At 72.5% G+C, this 16,197-nt stretch carries 14 protein-coding genes, 1 tRNA gene and 1 pseudogene; 4 read left to right on the top strand and 12 right to left on the bottom strand.

All coding sequences use genetic code 11. The annotated features are described in order from the left end of the window. Positions 1-10: 10 nt before the first annotated feature. From ACRAWC_RS19540 to ACRAWC_RS19530, 3 genes are read right to left on the bottom strand one after another with little or no spacing between them, the layout of a single operon-like run. A complete protein-coding gene (locus ACRAWC_RS19540) occupies positions 11-1,285 on the bottom strand; it encodes an amino acid deaminase/aldolase (protein WP_431349217.1) in 1,275 nt (424 codons plus the stop codon). Continuing rightward, positions 1,285-2,541, bottom strand: coding sequence for an MFS transporter (locus ACRAWC_RS19535; RefSeq protein ID WP_431349216.1), 1,257 nt, complete (start codon positions 2,539-2,541; stop codon positions 1,285-1,287). Before ACRAWC_RS19535 ends, ACRAWC_RS19540 begins: the two co-directional genes overlap by 1 nt. Continuing rightward, entirely contained in the window at positions 2,538-3,206 is a 669-nt protein-coding gene (locus ACRAWC_RS19530; RefSeq protein ID WP_431349215.1) for a TetR/AcrR family transcriptional regulator, read from the bottom strand. The genes ACRAWC_RS19535 and ACRAWC_RS19530 overlap by 4 nt, the downstream gene beginning before the upstream one ends. Positions 3,207-3,333: 127 nt before the next feature. On the opposite strand from ACRAWC_RS19530, the gene ACRAWC_RS19525 reads away from it, so the two are divergent. Beyond that, positions 3,334-5,595, top strand: a complete 2,262-nt coding sequence (locus tag ACRAWC_RS19525) for an Ig-like domain-containing protein (RefSeq protein WP_431349214.1) — start codon at positions 3,334-3,336, stop codon at positions 5,593-5,595. A 21-nt stretch (positions 5,596-5,616) separates the two neighbouring features. On the opposite strand, the gene ACRAWC_RS19520 is transcribed toward ACRAWC_RS19525, so the two are convergent. Together ACRAWC_RS19520 and ACRAWC_RS19515 are read right to left on the bottom strand one after the other, a co-directional pair. After that, positions 5,617-5,988: a YchJ family protein gene (locus ACRAWC_RS19520; RefSeq protein WP_431349213.1), complete on the bottom strand. Its 372-nt coding sequence runs from the start codon at positions 5,986-5,988 to the stop codon at positions 5,617-5,619. Between the two features lie 108 nt (positions 5,989-6,096). Continuing rightward, positions 6,097-6,558 carry a VOC family protein gene (locus ACRAWC_RS19515; RefSeq protein ID WP_431349212.1) on the bottom strand — a complete coding sequence of 154 codons (462 nt, stop codon included), beginning with the start codon at positions 6,556-6,558 and terminating at the stop codon, positions 6,097-6,099. 225 nt (positions 6,559-6,783) lie between these two features. Between ACRAWC_RS19515 and ACRAWC_RS19510 the strand changes: the two genes are divergently transcribed. Both ACRAWC_RS19510 and ACRAWC_RS19505 read left to right on the top strand, forming a co-directional pair. Then, a tRNA-Leu gene (locus ACRAWC_RS19510) sits at positions 6,784-6,857 on the top strand. A gap of 26 nt (positions 6,858-6,883) precedes the next feature. Continuing rightward, positions 6,884-7,468, top strand: a complete 585-nt coding sequence (locus tag ACRAWC_RS19505) for an IMPACT family protein (RefSeq protein ID WP_431349211.1) — start codon at positions 6,884-6,886, stop codon at positions 7,466-7,468. 146 nt (positions 7,469-7,614) lie between these two features. Here ACRAWC_RS19505 and ACRAWC_RS19500 read toward each other — a convergent pair whose 3' ends face one another. The 6 genes and pseudogenes from ACRAWC_RS19500 to eno all read right to left on the bottom strand — a co-directional run bounded on the left by ACRAWC_RS19500 (position 7,615) and on the right by eno (position 13,179). Then, a complete protein-coding gene (locus tag ACRAWC_RS19500) occupies positions 7,615-9,024 on the bottom strand; it encodes an NAD(P)/FAD-dependent oxidoreductase (protein ID WP_431349210.1) in 1,410 nt (469 codons plus the stop codon). A gap of 39 nt (positions 9,025-9,063) precedes the next feature. Further along, positions 9,064-10,394 (bottom strand): annotated as a pseudogene (locus ACRAWC_RS19495) (S8 family serine peptidase). After that, the gene (locus ACRAWC_RS19490; RefSeq protein WP_431349209.1) at positions 10,352-10,864 is read right to left on the bottom strand and encodes a DUF501 domain-containing protein; all 513 of its coding nucleotides are present in this window, start codon (positions 10,862-10,864) and stop codon (positions 10,352-10,354) included. The pseudogene ACRAWC_RS19495 and the gene ACRAWC_RS19490 overlap by 43 nt, the downstream one beginning before the upstream one ends. Positions 10,865-10,904: 40 nt before the next feature. Then, positions 10,905-11,426, bottom strand: coding sequence for an FtsB family cell division protein (locus ACRAWC_RS19485; RefSeq protein WP_431349208.1), 522 nt, complete (start codon positions 11,424-11,426; stop codon positions 10,905-10,907). A gap of 106 nt (positions 11,427-11,532) precedes the next feature. Further along, positions 11,533-11,790: a hypothetical protein gene (locus tag ACRAWC_RS19480; RefSeq protein ID WP_431349207.1), complete on the bottom strand. Its 258-nt coding sequence runs from the start codon at positions 11,788-11,790 to the stop codon at positions 11,533-11,535. A gap of 108 nt (positions 11,791-11,898) precedes the next feature. Further along, complete coding sequence (gene eno / locus ACRAWC_RS19475; RefSeq protein WP_431349206.1) at positions 11,899-13,179, bottom strand: phosphopyruvate hydratase; 1,281 nt, start codon at positions 13,177-13,179, stop codon at positions 11,899-11,901. A gap of 292 nt (positions 13,180-13,471) precedes the next feature. Between eno and ACRAWC_RS19470 the strand changes: the two genes are divergently transcribed. Further along, the gene (locus tag ACRAWC_RS19470) at positions 13,472-14,824 is read left to right on the top strand and encodes a hypothetical protein (RefSeq protein ID WP_431349205.1); all 1,353 of its coding nucleotides are present in this window, start codon (positions 13,472-13,474) and stop codon (positions 14,822-14,824) included. On the opposite strand, the gene hisS is transcribed toward ACRAWC_RS19470, so the two are convergent. Beyond that, the gene (gene hisS, locus ACRAWC_RS19465; RefSeq protein WP_431349204.1) at positions 14,808-16,100 is read right to left on the bottom strand and encodes a histidine--tRNA ligase; all 1,293 of its coding nucleotides are present in this window, start codon (positions 16,098-16,100) and stop codon (positions 14,808-14,810) included. The genes ACRAWC_RS19470 and hisS overlap by 17 nt on opposite strands. Positions 16,101-16,197 lie beyond the last annotated feature (97 nt).

Below are 16,197 nucleotides of genomic sequence, written 5' to 3'. Positions count from 1 at the left end.
CCGCTGGCGGTCACAGGAACACCTTCCCCTCGCCGCGGTAGCTCGGCACGGAGCCGGTGACCGCCGGCCGCCCGTCCACGGTGTCGACGAAGTGGAAGTCGTTCACGTGCTCGCTGAGCTCGCCCGACTTGGTGTGCCGCAGCCAGACCCGGTCGCCGACGCGGAGGATGCCCGCGGCGGCTCCGGTGACCGGGGTCTGCACCTCGCCGGCCATCTCACGCTCGACCATCGACAGCCCGGTCGGCCACTCGATCTTCGGGAGCCGGTCGGGTCCGGGAGGGCCGGAGGCGATCCAGCCGCCGCCGAGGAGGGTCGCCGTGCGCTCGTCGGGCCGCCGCACCACCGACAGCGCGAAAGACGCCGCGGGCGCGGGCCGGAAGCCCCGGTAGCTGTCGAATAGGTGGCCGCCGAACAGGCCGCTGCCTGCCGCGATCTCGGTCACCGAGGGGTCGGAGGCCGTGAACTCCAGCGAGCCGGTGCCGCCGCCGTTCACGAACTCCAGGTCGGCGAGCGCGCGCACGGCCGCCACAGCCTCCCCGCGGCGGGCGAGCAGTTCCTCGCGCGAGTTCTTCTGCATCCAGCGCAGCGTCGCACCCCACGCCGGGCGGCCGGGCGGGTTGTCGCCCTGTCCGGCGATCTGGGCCTCGTACCCCATCATCCCGACCAGCGCGAAGCCGGGACGCCGTACGATCGCCTCCGCCACTTCCCGGACCCTGTCGACGCTGTGCAGCGGCGAGCGGTAGACGCCGATGTGGCCGAGCACCGGGGCGTCCCACGAGGAGTCCAGTTCCAGGCAGAGCCGGATCGTCTCCCGCTGCGCCGGCGGCACGACCGCGTCGATGAGGTCGAGGTGCGCGACCGAGTCGACCATGAGCGTGACCCGGGAGGCCAGCTCGGGCGAGGCCGCCAGCCGGGCGATCGCGGCGCGGTCGACGCTCGGGTAGCCGACGACGACGTCCTCGATCGGCGCGTGGTCGGCGTCGCCTTCCGCCAGCCACAGCGCCTCGGGCAGCGTGTAGGCGAGCACGCCGGCGTACCCGGGGAGGGCGAGGACGGCGTCCAGCACCGCACGCACGCGCACCGATTTGGAGGCCACCCTGATCGGCTTGCCCGCGGCGCGGCGGAGCATGTCGTGCGTGTTGTGCCGCAGCGCGGGCAGGTGCAGCACGCCGAACGCCGGATCGAAGCGCGCGGTCGCCGCGCTCAGCGCGGGCCAGAACACGTCGGGCGTGGTCCAGGTGCGTTCGGCGGCGGCCGGCTTGGCTGTCAGGTCCAGGAGCTCCATCAGCGCACCGCCTTCACCCGCGCGACCGCGAGGGCTCCCGCGAACGCGAACACCCCGGAGAGCACGAACAGGCCCACGAACCCGCCGAGCGCCGCGACGATCGCGGCGCCGAACAGCGGCGCCATCGCCTGCGGCACGGCCGTCGCGATGTTCATGATGCCGAGGTCCTTGCCGCGGTTCTCCGGATCGGGCAGCACCTGGGTCGCGAGCGCCTGGTCCACCGAGAGGAAGCAGCCGTAGCCGAGGCCGAGCAGACCCGCCGCGACCATCGCCACCGGCAGCACCGGCACGAACGCCAGCAGCAGCGCGGCGACGCCCTGCAGCGCGGACGACACGAACACGAACGCCTTGCGCCTCCCGAGTCGGTCGGAAAGCCGGCCGAGCGCGAGCGAGGCGATGATGACGAACACCATGTAGATGAGGATCAGCACCAGCAGGTCGTCGTCGGCATGCGCGTCGTGCAGCCCGAACTCCAGGAAGTACAGCAGCAGCGACGTCCCGAAGGCGTTGCCGAAGTTCACCAGCACACGGCTGAGGAGCGTCCAGCCGAAGTCCGGGTGCTCGCGCGGGCTGATCCAGAGCCCCTCGATCACGCCGCGGAACGTCATCGGCTCGCGCTGGTGCGGGGGCAGCACCGCGTCGGGGAGGAACAGGAACGGCAGTACGAGGAGCACCAGCAGCACGGCCATCGCGGCGTAGCCGACCAGCGCGCCGACGAACACGTAGGTGACGAGCGAGACGCCGAGGATGATCCCGATGGCCTGCGGAGCGCTGATCCAGCCGGAGACGTAGCCGCGCTGGTCGACCGGCACCTGGTCGGAGATCGTCGCGGTCAGCGCCGCCGTGAGGACGCAGAAGCCGGTGAGCGCGAGCGACCAGAAGACGGCGATCCCGACCATCGTCGTCTGCAGGCCGAGCAGCACGAGCGACACCGCGAACAGCACGGCGCCGCCGGCGACCCAGGGACGGCGCCGGCCGAACCGGCTGGTGGTGCGGTCGGAGAGCGCACCGGTCAGCGGGTACGCGACGATCGCGCAGACGCCGGAGATACCGGAGATGATGCCGAAGGCGACGACGTTGTCGACCCAGTAGGTGGAGTGGAGCTGGGCCTGGACTTGGTCGGGCAGCAGCTTCTGGATGGGCGCGAGCTGCGCCATCCAGACGCCGAGCCAGGCGACCGCGAAGGCCGCGATCCAACGGCCGGGGACGCGGCGGGTGGGTTCGGCGAAGACGGCCGGCGTCGAGGTGTGGGTCATCGGGCACCTGCGTTCGGGTCGGGGGCGGAAGGGACGGGGGCGGAAGGGACGGGAACGGGACGGGGAGGGCCGGCGAGCGCAGCGAGCGCGTCCGCCGCGAAGTCCATGCTGCGCTCGGCCGCGGCGTCGTCGCGGGTCACCAGCCAGGCTATGGTGAGGCCGTCGGTGAGGGTCACCAGCAGCCGGGCGACCTCGGCGACGGGGAGGCTCCACGCGCTGCCGGTCAGCTCGGCGGCGCCGTGCGCGGCCCGTTCGGCGAGCTCGTAATAGCGGTCGTACTGGCGGCGGGCCAGCGGCGCGAAACCGGGCTCGCGGAGCGCCCACTGGGTCAGCTCGAACATCGCCTTCTCGCGGTCGGGGTCGGCCCGCACGCCGTCGAGGTAGTGCTGGAGGCCCGAGCGGATCGCGGCGCGCAGCTCCGGAGGGGCGGTCGCCGGGTCGAACGCCGGCTCGAGGTCGCTCTGCTCCCCCGCCACCACCGTGTTCACCAGCTCGGCCATCAGCTCGTCGCGGGACGCGAAGACGTAGTGGAAGCTGGCCAGCGGCATCCCGGCCTCGGCGACGATCCGCCGGGTGGTGGCAGCGGCGACGCCGTCCCGCGCGATCACCCGCAGGGCCGCCTGCACCAGGGAGGCGCGCCGTGCTGCCGGGGCGATGCGCGTCATCGAAGCTCCTCACGGTGCCGTCGCGCGTCGTCGCGCGAAGTGGGACAGTTGACCCACTTGTCAGTATGCCGTAAATCCGGCCGGGTGGTTTGACAGGAGGCATGTCCTGCCCCTCAAATGGGGTGGAATGCGGGTATTCATGTCGGACGCGTCTCCACCAGTCCGGCCCAGGGGGGCGACCGGGCTGGTCGTCGTCGTGCTGTCCGCATCCGTGCTCGCCGCGCTCGCGTTCGCCGCCGGGTCGATCGCGGGACTCGCACCGCCGGCGTCGGCCCAGACCATCGACACCGTCGCCACCACCGCCACCACCGTGTCCCGCAGCGTTCCGACTCGCACAGCACCCGCAGACGTCTCCGGTCCGTCGCTCGCCGGCGCGACCGTGCCCGCCGACAACTCCGCGCCCGCCGACACGCCCACCCCGACACCGACCCCGGGGCCGCCGACGCTCGACCCGCTGCCGAGCGGCCTGGTCACGAGCTTCCCGCTGACCGTCTCGGGAACCGCCGACCCCGGCGACACCATCGACGTCTCCGGCGGCTCGTCGACGAGCGCCGGCACCTCCTGCGCCGCGACCGCCGCGGCCGACGGAACCTTCCAGTGCGCCCTCCAGCGTCTCCCCGACGGGCCCGGCGTGCCTGTCCGCGCCGTCTCCCGCTCCAGCGGCCTCGCCGCAAGCGGGCGCGTCGACGTGCTCTCCCCGCCGACCATCGTCTCCGCCCCGGGCGCCGCCACCGGAGGCGGCATCCGCGGCACGGCCTACCCGGGCGCCTCGGTCACCGTGACCGCCGAGACCGGCGCCTCCTGCACCTTCCCCGCCGACAGCGCCGGCAACTGGGGTTGCGTCCTCCCGGGCCTCGGCGACGGCCGGCACACGGTCACCGCGACCCAGGTGGCGCCGTTCTCGACCACGCGATCGGCGCGGAGCGCGGCAGTGAGCGTCGTGGTCGACACCGCCGCGCCGCCTGCGCCGACCATCAGTTCGCCTGCGCCCGGCACGACGGTCGCGGCCGGCGGGGCGATCGCGTTCGCGGGCGCCGGCGAACAGGGCGCCGGCGTCACCGTCTACGCCAGCAACTCCCGGGGCACGACCGTGGCCTGCACCGCGACGGTGTCCGGCGGCGCCTGGTCGTGCGCCGCGACGCTCCCGGCGGGAGACTACGTGGCCTCCGCCCTGCAGCGCGATGCCGCGGGGAATGTGAGCGCGGGCAGCAACCCCGTCGCGGTCACCGTGGAAGCCGTCGCCGGCGCGACGTCGCCGCCGCAGACGCGCGGCACGCCGGTCCCGGCTCCTGCACCGGCGCCCGCTGTGCCGCCGACGACCACCGCCCCGCCGGCCGTGCCGGCAGCTCCGACGCACCCGGACACCAAGGGCTGGACCTCCACGCCGTTCACGACCGCCTCGGCCCCGGTCGTCACGCCGGCGTCGGTGCCCGGCTGGCTGCGCTCGGTCGGGCTGGCGGTCGCCGCGCTGCTGCTGCTCGTGCTCCCGGCGCGGCTGCTCGTCGTGTCGCTGGCCCGGCCGCGGGAGCCGCGGGTGGCGCGGGCCTCCGTCTTCGGCCGCAACCGCGCGGCCGCGGAGCTCGGCGAGGCGGATGCGCTGCTCGGTGGGCGGCCGGCATCGGGAATCGGCGCGCACGCGGCTCCGGGCGATGCGGCGGGCGGCACGCAGCCGGTCTGGCTCGCGCCGGTCGTGGGCGTGTCGGCGGCGGCGCTGGTGACCCTGTCCACCTCCGTCCACGACGCCTCGGCGTACGTCCGTCTGCTCATCGCCGTCTCGCTCGCGATCGCCGGGGTCAACGCGATCTGGGTCCTCTCCGCCCGCGGCATGACCCGGCACCTCGGGGTGGCGATGGCGCGTACGGTGGTACGGCCCGGCCTCCTCGTGGTCGTCGCGGCCACCGCGATCGGCTCACGACTGCTCGGGCTGGAGCCCGCCCTCCTGTTCGGCCTGGTGCTCGGTGCGGTGCTCCCCGACAGCCTCGGCCGCGTCGAACGCGGGCGGACCGCGGCCGTCCAGCTCTCGGCGGTCGCCGCCTGCGGTGTGCTGGCGTGGCTGGCCGTCGGCGTCCTCCCAACCCCATCCGGCGCCCCGTCTGCCTTCCTGATCGAGTTGGCGAACGCCATCGCCCTCGTCGCGGTCGGCTCGACAGCCATCGCGCTGCTGCCGTTCGGCCGCCTCGCGGGGCGCGCGGTCCTGCAGTGGTCGCGCCCGCTCTGGCTGGCGATGGCGCTCGTGGTCTACACGGTGCTGTTCGCGCTGCTGCTGCCCGTGGCGTCGCTGGCCCAGACCGGGGCTGGCGTCGTCGCCGTCGTCCTCGCCGCCGTGGCGTTCGCGGGGGTGGGGCTGTCGGTGTGGCTGTGGGAGCGCTTCGTGGAGCCCGCGCGCTGACGCGGGCATGGTCACTCCCGCTCAGACAGCGTCGACGTAGAACCAGTCGCCGCCCTCCCGGACGAACCGGGACACCTCGTGCAGGCTGCCGCGCTCGGCGCCCTTGTAGTACGCGGTGAACGCCACGACCCCGTCCGTGTCGAACGGGCCGCCCCGCTCCGTGGACTCGACGTCCAGCCGGTACCAGCGCAGGCCGTCGTCCAGGTCGAGCGTCCGCGGCCGCGTGGACGCGTGCCAGCTCCGCACCAGGTAGGCGACGTCCCCGAGCGCGAACGCGCTGAACCGCGAACGCATCAGCCGCTCGGCCGTCGGCGCCGCGGCTCCGGCGTGCAGCGGCCCGCAGCAGTTCGCGTAGGTCTCGCCGCTCCCGCAGGGGCATCGCGTGTCGGTCACCCGGCGAGCCTAGCCGACACGCTCCGGACATGAAGGACCCGGCTGGAGCCTTGCGTCGGGGGATCTCGGGCTCCAGCCGGGTCGGAGGACACCTCACCAGAAAGGGTGTCAGCAGACAGTGTGCACGGCCCGGGTGGGTGCATCCTTGGGGCGGCCTGAAGGACCTCTCAGCGCGGTCCGCATCCGGAACCGGCGCTCACGAATCGGGCGTGGCAGCGGCCTCCCCGCCGCGACGACGCAGAACCGGTTGCCGTCGGGATCGGCGAGCACCAGGTAGTCGGCGCCCTCCTCGTACTCCCAGTCGATATCGGTCGCGCCGAGCGCGCGCAGCCGCGCCGCCTCGGCCTCCTGGTCGTCGGCGTACAGGTCGAGGTGGTGCCGCGGCGACGGGTTCGCCTCGCTGCCGACGAGCTTGAGCGCGAGCTGCGGTCCGACCCCGCCGACGGGCACCAGGATCGCCCAGTCGACGTCCGGCTCCCGCAGCGGCCGATAGCCGAGCGCCGCCGACCAGAACGCGACGGCGCGCGGGAGGTCGCGCACACCCCACACGATGGAACCGATCCGGATCATGCTCCCCACCCTGCGCCGGCGCGGGGCGGCCGACAAGGGGCACGACGGCCCGGACACCGTATATTGTTGGACGCATGGAAGGCGTGCTCATCGGATTCATCTGGACCGTCATCATCGTCGGCGGCGCACTCGCGTTAGGCGCCATCGTCCAGATGGTGAAGTCGCCCTACCGCAACCGCTGACGTCGGACCCCCACCGGGACGGCTCGCCCCTGTAGCCCAATTGGCCCCCATAGCCCAATCGGTAGAGGCAGGCGACTTAAAATCGCCCGAGTGTGGGTTCGAGTCCCACTGGGGGCACTGGTGATTCATCGTCGGGCCTCGCCATGACGCACACCCTCGACGCTCCCGCCGCCGCCGAGCTGGAGGTGCGCCGGAGCCGTTTCGTCGCCCTCGTCACCCCGGTCGACGGCCGCGAGGAGGCGCTCGCGGTCGTCGCCCGGTTGCGCTCCGAGCACCCGGCGGCCTCGCACGTCTGCTGGGCTCTCCTCGCCGGCGGCCACTCGGGCATGTCGGACGACGGGGAGCCGTCCGGGACGGCGGGGCGCCCCATCCTGGAGGTGCTTCGGCACCACGACCTCGACGGCGTGCTCGGCGCCGTGGTCCGGTACTTCGGCGGCGTGAAGCTCGGCGCAGGCGGGCTGGTTCGCGCGTACACGGACGCGATCGCCGCGGCGGTGGCCGGGGCCGAGAAGGTCGAGCACGTCCCCGAGACCGAATTGCGGCTGGAGGCAGACTACGCCGACGCCGAGCGCGTCCGGCGCTGGGCGGAGGGCGAGGGGTACGCCGAGCCGGCGGCTCAGTACGGGGAGGCGGTGACGCTGACGTTGCGGGTGCCGGAGGCAGCGCGGGACTCGGTGGTCGCCGCGGTCGCCGACCTCAGCAACGGGCGCGTTCGCATCGTCGGCTGACGGGCGCGTCTCCGCGCAGGAGAACACGCCACAATCTCCTGCCGAAGGCCATTCGGAAGGGGTTTCGGCGGCGAGTCGGCCCGGATTTCCTGCGCGCAGGGACGCAGAAGGCCCGGTCCCGCAGGGACCGGGCCTTCTGGAACGGTTTACTTGGCGGAGACCGCGGCAGGCTCCTTCTCGGCAGCCTTCGACCGCGCAGCCTTCTTGGGCGCCTCCGCCGGAGCGGCCTCGACGGCCGGCTTCGGGCGGGAGGCGAACTCCTCGAACGCGGCGCGCGGGGCCCGGAGGGCCTCCAGGGACACGATGTCGCGGCCGAGCCAGAAGTTGTTCCACCAGCCCCACAGCACGCGCCACTTGCGCTCCCAGCTCGGCATCGCCAGACCGTGGTAGCCGCGGTGCGCGAACCAGCCGAGGACGCCCTTGATCGCGATCTTGCCGGACTGCAGCACGCCGATGCCGAGGCCGAGGCCCGCGACGGCGCCGAGGCTCTTGTGGTAGTACTGGCGCGGCAGCTCGCCGCGCAGGTCCGCGATGATGTTCTTCGCGAGCAGCTTGCCCTGGCGGACGGCGTGCTGGGCGTTCGGCACGCAGTAGCCGCCGACGCCCGCGCCGGTCAGGTCGGGGACGGCCGAGACGTCGCCGGCGCCCCAGGCGCCCTCGATGATCTCCTCGTCGGTGCCCACGCGCAGGTCGGCGCGGACACGGAGGCGGCCGCGCTCCTCGATCGGGAGGTCGGTGTGGCGGACCACGGTCGGGTTGGCCATGACGCCGGCCGTCCAGACGATGAGGTCGGTCTCGAAGCTCTCGCCGGTGGACAGCTCGATGCGGCCGTCGACGGCGCTGGTGAGCTGCGTCTCCAGGTGGATCTCCGCGCCGCGCTCGGCGAGGTTCTTGATGACCCAGTGGCTGGTCGGCAGGGAGACCTCCGGCATGATCCGGCCCATCGCCTCGATCAGGTGGAAGTGCGTGTCCTCGAACGACAGCTCGGGGTACTTCTTCAGCAGCGCGCTGGCGAACGAGCGCAGCTCGGCGAAGATCTCGATGCCCGCGAAGCCGCCGCCGACGACCGTGACGGTCAGGAGACGGTCGCGCTCCGGGCCGGGCGGGAGAGTCGACGCCTTGTCGAAGTTGGTGAGGAGGGTGTCGCGGATGTACACGGCCTCCTCGATCGTCTTGAGGCCGACGGCCTGATCGGCGACGCCCGGGATCGGGAACGTGCGCGACACGGCCCCTGCGGTGACCACGACGATGTCGTACTCGAACTCGTACGGCTCGCCTGCGGCCGGCGCGATGGTCGCCGTCTTGTTCGCGTGGTCGATGTAGGTGACCTTGCCGCTCACGATGTTGGTGGTCTTCAGGTGGCGGCGGTGCGAGACGACCGCGTGACGGGGCTCGATGGAGCCCACAGCCACCTCCGGGAGGAACGGCTGGTACGTCATGTACGGCAGCGGGTCGACCATGGTGACCTCGGCCTCGCCCGAGCGGAGCTGCTTCTCGAGCTTCCACGCGGTATAGAAACCGGCGTAGCCTCCGCCGACGATCAGGATTTTGGGCACAGTAATGCGTCTCCTCAACACGAAAGTATGGGTGTTAATCTACCCCCTGCTGCCCGTTCGCCTGAAATGCAGCCACGCACCGACCCCGCCGAGGGCGAGGAGTGTGACGAAACCGGAGATCAGACCGAACGGCAGCCAGAAGGCGGTGAGGACGCTCCATTGCGGCCAGAAGAACGATCTCCATGCTACAGGTCGTTCCGGGCTGAGCTTCGCCGGCGCGGGAGCCGCTTGCGCGTCGGGCGCCTGCGGGGCGGCCGTCGAGGGCGTCTCGGCCCGGCGGTGGATGTGGACCCATTCCGTCAGGTCGCCCATCGGGTTCGCCGTCACATGCGGGACGGTCGCGGTCACCGCGGCCGCCGCGTCGAGCAGCCCGTACCCGTAGACGGGACTCGGAACGGCTGTCACGCCGGCAGGCCGGCGCGCGGTGCGGATGATCCGGTTGATGACGTCCGGCGCCTTCAGCTCAGGATGCGCCGCCCGAACGAGCGCGACCGCCCCGGCGACCAGCGGCGCCGCCCCGCTGGTGCCCGCCCACTGCACGTAGCCTCCGCCCGGGTTCGCGCCGACCAGCTCCTCGCTCGGCGCGGACACGCCGATCGTGATGCCCTGCGAGGACGCGTCGAAGGAGGCCTGTCCGGCGCGGTCGACGCCGGCGACGGTGAGGACGCCGGGGATGGTGGCGGGCGCGCCGACCTCGGTCGTCCCGCTCCCCGGTTTCCGGCCGCCGCGACGACGACGACATCATGCGAGAAGGCGTACTGGAACGCGTCGTCCCAGCTCGTCGGCCAGTCGAGCGTGTTCCGGGTGAGCGAGATGTTGATGACGGAGGCGCCGCTGTCGACCGCCCACCGCACCGCCTTCGCGATCTGGTCGTCGTTGTCGACGTTCCCCGTCGCCTTCCCGAGCGCCACGGAGACGCTGAGGATGCTCGCCTGCGGCGCCGCGCCCAGCACTCCCGTGCCGGGACCGGTGCCGCGCCCGGCGAGCAGGGAGGCCACCCAGGTCCCGTGATCGGCGGCGTCGCCGTCGCCCAGCGGCTTCTGGCCGTTCGCGGCGCCGACGCCGGACACGTCCGTGCCTCCGGTGACCGCGCCGGCCAGGTCCGGGACCGTCCCGTCGACGCCGGTGTCGATCACCGCGACCTTCACGCCGGCGCCCTGGGTCGTCTGCCAGGCCCGGGTGAAGCCGTACTCGGTGAGCCAGTACTCCAGGTCGCGCACCTGGTCCGCGTGCGCCACGGTCGCGGGTGCGATCCCGACGGCGGGGGCGACGACGAGCGCCGCGGCGAGCGCGGTCGCGCCCGCAGCCAGGGTGCGGCGGAGCCGGGTCAGCCGGCCTGGATGCGGCACTCGCACACCTCGGGCGACCACCCGCCCCGCGCGAGCGCCAGGTCGCCGATCGGGTTGACGCCGGGGCCGGCGGCGAGCGCGTGCGCGGCGAGGGCGTGCAGGCACTTGACGCGGGTCGGCATCCCGCCCGCGGAGACGCCCGCCAGCTCGGGGACGACGCCGACGGACTCGCGGTCGGCGAGGTACTGCTCGTGCGCGGCCCGGTACCGGTCGCGCATCTCCTCGTCCTCGGCCAGGAGGTCGTTGTACTCGTTCATCACCTGGGTGGCCTCCAGCTGCGACATCGCGGCGGTGGCGGCGGGGTGGGACAGGTAGTAGAAGGTCGGGAACGGCGTGCCGTCGTCCAGCCGCGGGGCGGTGGACACGACCGTGGGGCGGCCGCATACGCAGCGCGCGGCGATGCCGACGACGTTGCGCGCCGGGCGGCCGAGCTGTTCGCTCACGGCGGCGATGTCGGCGTCGGTGACGGGGTCGAACGGAGGTCTGGTCATGGCATGCCTGGGATCTGTGTTCACGTGCTCGGTTCGGGGCTCACTTGCTCGGTGCGGGGGTCGGAGTCGGGGTGGGCGCCGTCGTGCTGCCGAGCTGCGCCGGGGTGGCGTCGGTGAGCCCGGCGCCCATCAGCGAGCCGAACAGCGAGCCGACCCAGTCGGTGCGGGTCTTCTGGAGCTTGGAGCTCACCGGGGTGGTGTCGCCCTTCGCCGCGGGCGGACGGTCGTCCATGACGAGGTAGCTGGTCTCCCCCGGCATGACGTAGTACAGGCGGTCGCGGGCCTGGGCGCGGATGTAGCTCGGGTCGTTCCAGCGGGCGCGCTGCTCCTTGAGCGCGTCCACCTGCGCGGAGAGCTGCTGGACCGCCTTCTGCTGGTCGGCGATCTGCTGCCGCTGGGCGAGGTAGCCCTGCAGCGACGGCGCCAGGATGACGACGGCGAGCACCACAGCGCCCATCATCACGAGCGAGAACGCGGAGAAGTGCAGGCCGCGCAGCCAGCGCCCGGTCGCGCTCGGCTCCTCGAAGGAGGCGGCGACGCGCTGCGTGCGCGGCTTCGGCATGGCCCCTCCTGCGGTTGTCGGCGGACATGGACGACCGGGCGTCCCCGCTGTCAATCGTAGGCGATCCGCCCTGAGCGGCGGCCGCGCGGCCGGGGTGTCGGGGTGGTCAGTGCGCTGTCAGCATGACGACGATCCGCACGGCGCCGACCACGACCAGCCCGATGCCGCCGAGCGTGAAGACCAGCCCGATCGCCCGGGCGTCGCGCGGCCGGAACCGCTGCCGCGCATCCCGGTCGGCGAACAGCGCCGCGGCCCGCTCCGGCCGGCGCAGCAGGTAGGCGCCGAGCACGACGAACAGGGCGGCGAGCAGCAGGAACACGCCGAGCGGGACGAGCTCGGCCGGGACCCCCGCGGCGGTGCGCATGGGTGCGATTCTCGCAGAGTCGTCCGGCAACGATCGAGGGCACGTCGTCGCCCCTATCCGCGTGGGATACGGGCGTCGACGTGCCCCTCGACGTGCTGGTGGACTCGCTCAGCCCTGGAAGCGCGGGAACGCGCTGCGGCCGGCGTAGACGGCGGCGTCGCCCAGCTCCTCCTCGATGCGGAGGAGCTGGTTGTACTTGGCGACGCGCTCGGAGCGGGCCGGGGCGCCGGTCTTGATCTGGCCGGCGTCGGTGGCGACGGCGAGGTCGGCGATCGTGGTGTCCTCGGTCTCACCGGAGCGGTGCGAGAGCACGGCGGTCATGCCGCTGCGCTGGGCGAGCGACACGGCGTCGAGCGTCTCGGTGAGCGTGCCGATCTGGTTGACCTTCACCAGGATGCTGTTGGCGGCCTTCGCCTTGATGCCCTGCGCGAGGCGCTTCGGGTTGGTCACGAACAGGTCGTCGCCGACGAGCTGCAGCTTGCCGCCGAGCTCGGCGTTGAGGAGGGTCCAGCCCTCCCAGTCGTCCTCAGCCAGCGGGTCCTCGATGGAGACCAGCGGGTAGTTCGCCGCGAGCTCCTGGTAGTAGGCGCTCATCTCGGCCGCGCTGCGGTCCTGGCCCTCGAAGCGGTAGACGCCGTTCTCGAAGAACTCGGTGGAGGCCACGTCGAGGCCGAGCGCGATCTGCGAGCCGACGGTGTAGCCGGCCTTCTCGATGGCTTCGGAGATGAGGTCGAGCGCGGCGCGGTTGTGCTCCAGCTCGGGGGCGAAGCCGCCCTCGTCGCCGAGTCCGGTGTTGAGGCCCTTGGACTTCAGCAGCGCCTTGAGCGAGTGGTAGGTCTCCACGCCCCACCGCAGACCCTCGGAGAAGGTCTCGGCGCCGATCGGGAGGATCATGAACTCCTGGATGTCGACGCCGGTGTCGGCGTGCGCGCCGCCGTTGATGATGTTCATCATCGGCACCGGGAGGACGTGCGCGTTCGGGCCGCCGACGTAGCGGAACAGCGGGAGGTCGGCCGAGTCGGCCGCTGCCTTGGCGACCGCGAGGCTGACGCCCAGGATGGCGTTGGCGCCGAGGCGCTTCTTGTTGTCGGTGCCGTCGAGCTCGATCATCGCCTCGTCCACCAGGCGCTGGTCGCTGGCCTCGAAGCCCTCGATCGCCGGTCCGATCTCGTCGAGGACCGCGTCGACGGCCTTCTCGACGCCCTTGCCGAGGTAGCGGTCCTTATCGCCGTCGCGAAGCTCGTAGGCCTCGAAGGCGCCGGTCGACGCACCGGACGGGACGGCGGCACGGCTGACCGTGCCGTCCTCGAGGAGCACCTCGACCTCGACGGTCGGGTTGCCGCGGGAGTCGAGAATCTCGCGAGCGCCTACAGCTTCGATCTGAGCCACAACAGTCTCCTTGATGGTTTTCGTGGGTGTGGGGTCAGTCTAGTGAAGCCGTGTAAACGCCCGGAACGGTGTGGCTCGATGCTTGCGGTGAATGGCGCGACTGCTCCCGGCGGGCGACGCGCGTAGCACGGCGCCGACGGCGTCGGCATCCGCGGCGGGGATGAACCCGACGGTCCGGAAACCGGAGAGGAAACCAGGCCGGAGACGGATTCGCGCACGCCTCCCGGCGGCGAGGGTGGAACTGCACGATGTGACGAATTCCACGATCCGACCTCGCTCAAGGAGCCATTCAGTGAACGAACCCACCCGTACGTCCCGCACCACCATCCCGTCGGCGAGGCGGAGGCCTTCGCGTCGCGCCGTGGCGACGACCGCCGCCTGGTCCCTGTCGGCGATCGCGCTCACCGTCGCCTCGCCCGCGCACGCCGCGAGCGTGTCGCCCACGCTCGAGCTCGTGGGAACGCCGGCCTCTGTCGCCTCGGGCTCGACGGTGACCGGAGCCCAGGTGATCGCACACGGCAATGACGGCGCGCCCATAACGGTGGAGCTCTCGCCCGGTTTCGCGTGGTCCGACGGCACGGATTCCCGTCTCCGCGCCATCGGCATCGGGCCGGGCGCCCACGCGATCCCGGCCTTCACAGCGACAGCCGGCGACCCGGGTACGCCGACCGGTGTGCGCGCGGAGAGCGCCGGCGTCCGCACCTGGGCGCCGATCGAGATCGGCGCGGGGCTCTACGAGCTCTCGGTGCTGGGCGCGATCGGCATCATCTGCCGCGGGCCGGACGAGTTCCGTGCGGACCTGGCCGTCATCGTCCCGGCCGGGGTGCGGCCCACGAAACTGGAGTACCGGTTCTATCCGACCTCGGAGGAGAGGATCGGCATGGCGATGCGCCTGGTCTCCGACGACATCCGAAAATACATCGATCAGAACTACGCGATCGTCCACGTCCAGGACCTCGGCGCCGGCCTGGAGCGCCTCTACCTGAGCTGCCGCGGCAACGCGAACACCCAGAACGTCGCAACCGCCTGGTACGCATGGCCGATCCGCGCGACCTGGCCGGACGGGACCGAGACGGTCGTCGAGTTCCCGGTCCTCCAGCAGCACCGCGGCAGCGATGGGCGGCCCGTGGCCGTCAACGCATGGGACTGGACGACGCGGGCGCTCCCCGGTTTCGACTCCGCCCTCTCGTCGCAGGCGGCCTGGGGGAATGTCGTGGCCGAGAACACGCCGGGGACGCTCGACGGCAACCACTTCCACGTCGACGCCCTCGCCTCGGGGCGGCCGGACACCGAGGGCAACGATCAGACGGCCGCGCTCTTCTACCAGTTCCGGCACGAGGACGGCACACCCGCGTCCGTCACTCCGACACCGCGGCACGTCGTGATCCCCAGCCACTCCGGCACGCTCAGCGTGCAGGGCATGCTCCTCGGCGGTCCCGAGCAGCTCGGGCGCGCGTTCGCCCTCGACAAGGCCGGCTACTGGAAACTCCTGATCTGGCCGCAGTCGAGCAGCTCGAGAGCCGGCCTCGACGTCTCCCCGGACGGTGTCGCCTGGGATCCCGAGTCCGACCCGGGTCACCAGGTCGGCTCGGTCTTCTGGAGGCTGCCGGCCGCGGCCGAACAGCCGGCTACGCCAGCGGCTTGAACTCCAGCGCGGCGGCGTCCGCGGTCTCCGGACCGACGAACGCGAACGACCGGTACCCGGCCGCCGCCGCGCGATCCAGCACGGCCTTGAGGTTCTTCGCCCGCCTGTCGAGCCGCACCCGGCGCCCGGAGGCGACCAGCTCGGACTTGATCGCCATCAGCCGGTCGAGCGGCACGCTCGGGTCGTGGACGAGCACAACGGTGTCTGCCGCGGAGTCCTCCGGCACCTCGATCAGGTCGACCACGCGCTCGAAGCCGATCGAGAACCCGCACGCCGGCACATCGGTGCCGAGGAACCGGCCGATCATCCCGTCGTAGCGGCCGCCGCCGCCGACCGAGCTGCCGGAGCCCGGGTGCGCGATCTCGAAGATGGTGCCGGTGTAGTAGCCCATCCCACGCACCAGAGTGGGGTCGAAGCGCAGCGCGACGCCCTCCGGGAGGGTGTCGAGCGCGTGCGCCAGCGTCTCCAGGCCGGCGATGGCGTCGGTGTCCATGCCCTCCGGCAGGATGCCGGCGATGGCCTCGACGGTCAGCTCGACGCCGCCGCCGGCGAGGTGCGGCTCCAGCCCGGCCAGGATGCCGCCGAGCACCGCGGCGGAGTCGGCGCCGCCCTCGCTCAGTTCGGCGACGACGCCCTCCGCGCCGATCTTGTCGAGCTTGTCGATCGAGATGAGCACCTGCGGCCAGCGCGACTCGGCGAAGCCGCAGTACTCCAGCAGGCCGTTCAGGATGCGGCGGTCGTTGATCCGGATGGTGCAGCCGGCCAGGCCCAGTGCCTCCAGCGCCGCGGCGGTCGCGGTGATGAGCTCGACCTCCGCGAGCTGCGAGCCCTCGCCGATGATGTCGATGTCGCACTGCACGAACTGGCGGTAGCGGCCCTTCTGCGGTCGCTCGGCCCGCCAGACCGGCGCGATCTGGATGCTGCGGAACACCGGAGGCAGCTCGGCCCGGTGCGTGGCGTAGAAACGGGCCAGCGGCACGGTGAGGTCGAAGCGGAGGCCCAGGTCGCAGAGCGCGAGGGTGTCGCCCGACTCGATCGCGGCGTGCAGGTCGTCGCCGCCGAGGCCGCGCTTGAGCACGCTGAAGGCGAGCTTCTCGTTGTCGCCGCCGAGGCCGGAGTGCAGGCGCGCGACGTCCTCGACCACCGGCGTCTCGATCTCGTCGAAGCCGTGCGCGGCGAAGCTCCGGCGGATCACGCCCAGCGCATGCTCGCGGCGGCCCTTCTCGGCGGGAAGGAAGTCGCGCATGCCACGGGGCGGGGTGATCGGGGAAGCCATGCGACGATTCTTCCAGAAGGAGGCCTCCCGATGCCGCCCCCGAAGCGAACCGCATCGCCGCCAGGGAGAACTCGTCTCGATGCCGCCCCCGAACGAA

It is taken from the genome of Leifsonia sp. L25, from assembly GCF_050632895.1.
Note: the sequence above shows the minus strand (reverse complement) of the source record. Positions and strands in the feature narration are given on the sequence as shown.

Coding starts and splice junctions, on each gene's coding strand:
- ACRAWC_RS19540 (WP_431349217.1), bottom strand. CDS start 1,285: ATGGAGCTCCTGGACCTGACAGCCAAGCCGGCCGCCGCCGAACGCACC.
- ACRAWC_RS19535 (WP_431349216.1), bottom strand. CDS start 2,541: ATGACCCACACCTCGACGCCGGCCGTCTTCGCCGAACCCACCCGCCGC.
- ACRAWC_RS19530 (WP_431349215.1), bottom strand. CDS start 3,206: ATGACGCGCATCGCCCCGGCAGCACGGCGCGCCTCCCTGGTGCAGGCG.
- ACRAWC_RS19525 (WP_431349214.1), top strand. CDS start 3,334: ATGCGGGTATTCATGTCGGACGCGTCTCCACCAGTCCGGCCCAGGGGG.
- ACRAWC_RS19515 (WP_431349212.1), bottom strand. CDS start 6,558: ATGATCCGGATCGGTTCCATCGTGTGGGGTGTGCGCGACCTCCCGCGC.
- ACRAWC_RS19505 (WP_431349211.1), top strand. CDS start 6,884: ATGACGCACACCCTCGACGCTCCCGCCGCCGCCGAGCTGGAGGTGCGC.
- ACRAWC_RS19490 (WP_431349209.1), bottom strand. CDS start 10,864: ATGACCAGACCTCCGTTCGACCCCGTCACCGACGCCGACATCGCCGCC.
- ACRAWC_RS19485 (WP_431349208.1), bottom strand. CDS start 11,426: ATGCCGAAGCCGCGCACGCAGCGCGTCGCCGCCTCCTTCGAGGAGCCG.
- ACRAWC_RS19480 (WP_431349207.1), bottom strand. CDS start 11,790: ATGCGCACCGCCGCGGGGGTCCCGGCCGAGCTCGTCCCGCTCGGCGTG.
- hisS (WP_431349204.1), bottom strand. CDS start 16,100: ATGGCTTCCCCGATCACCCCGCCCCGTGGCATGCGCGACTTCCTTCCC.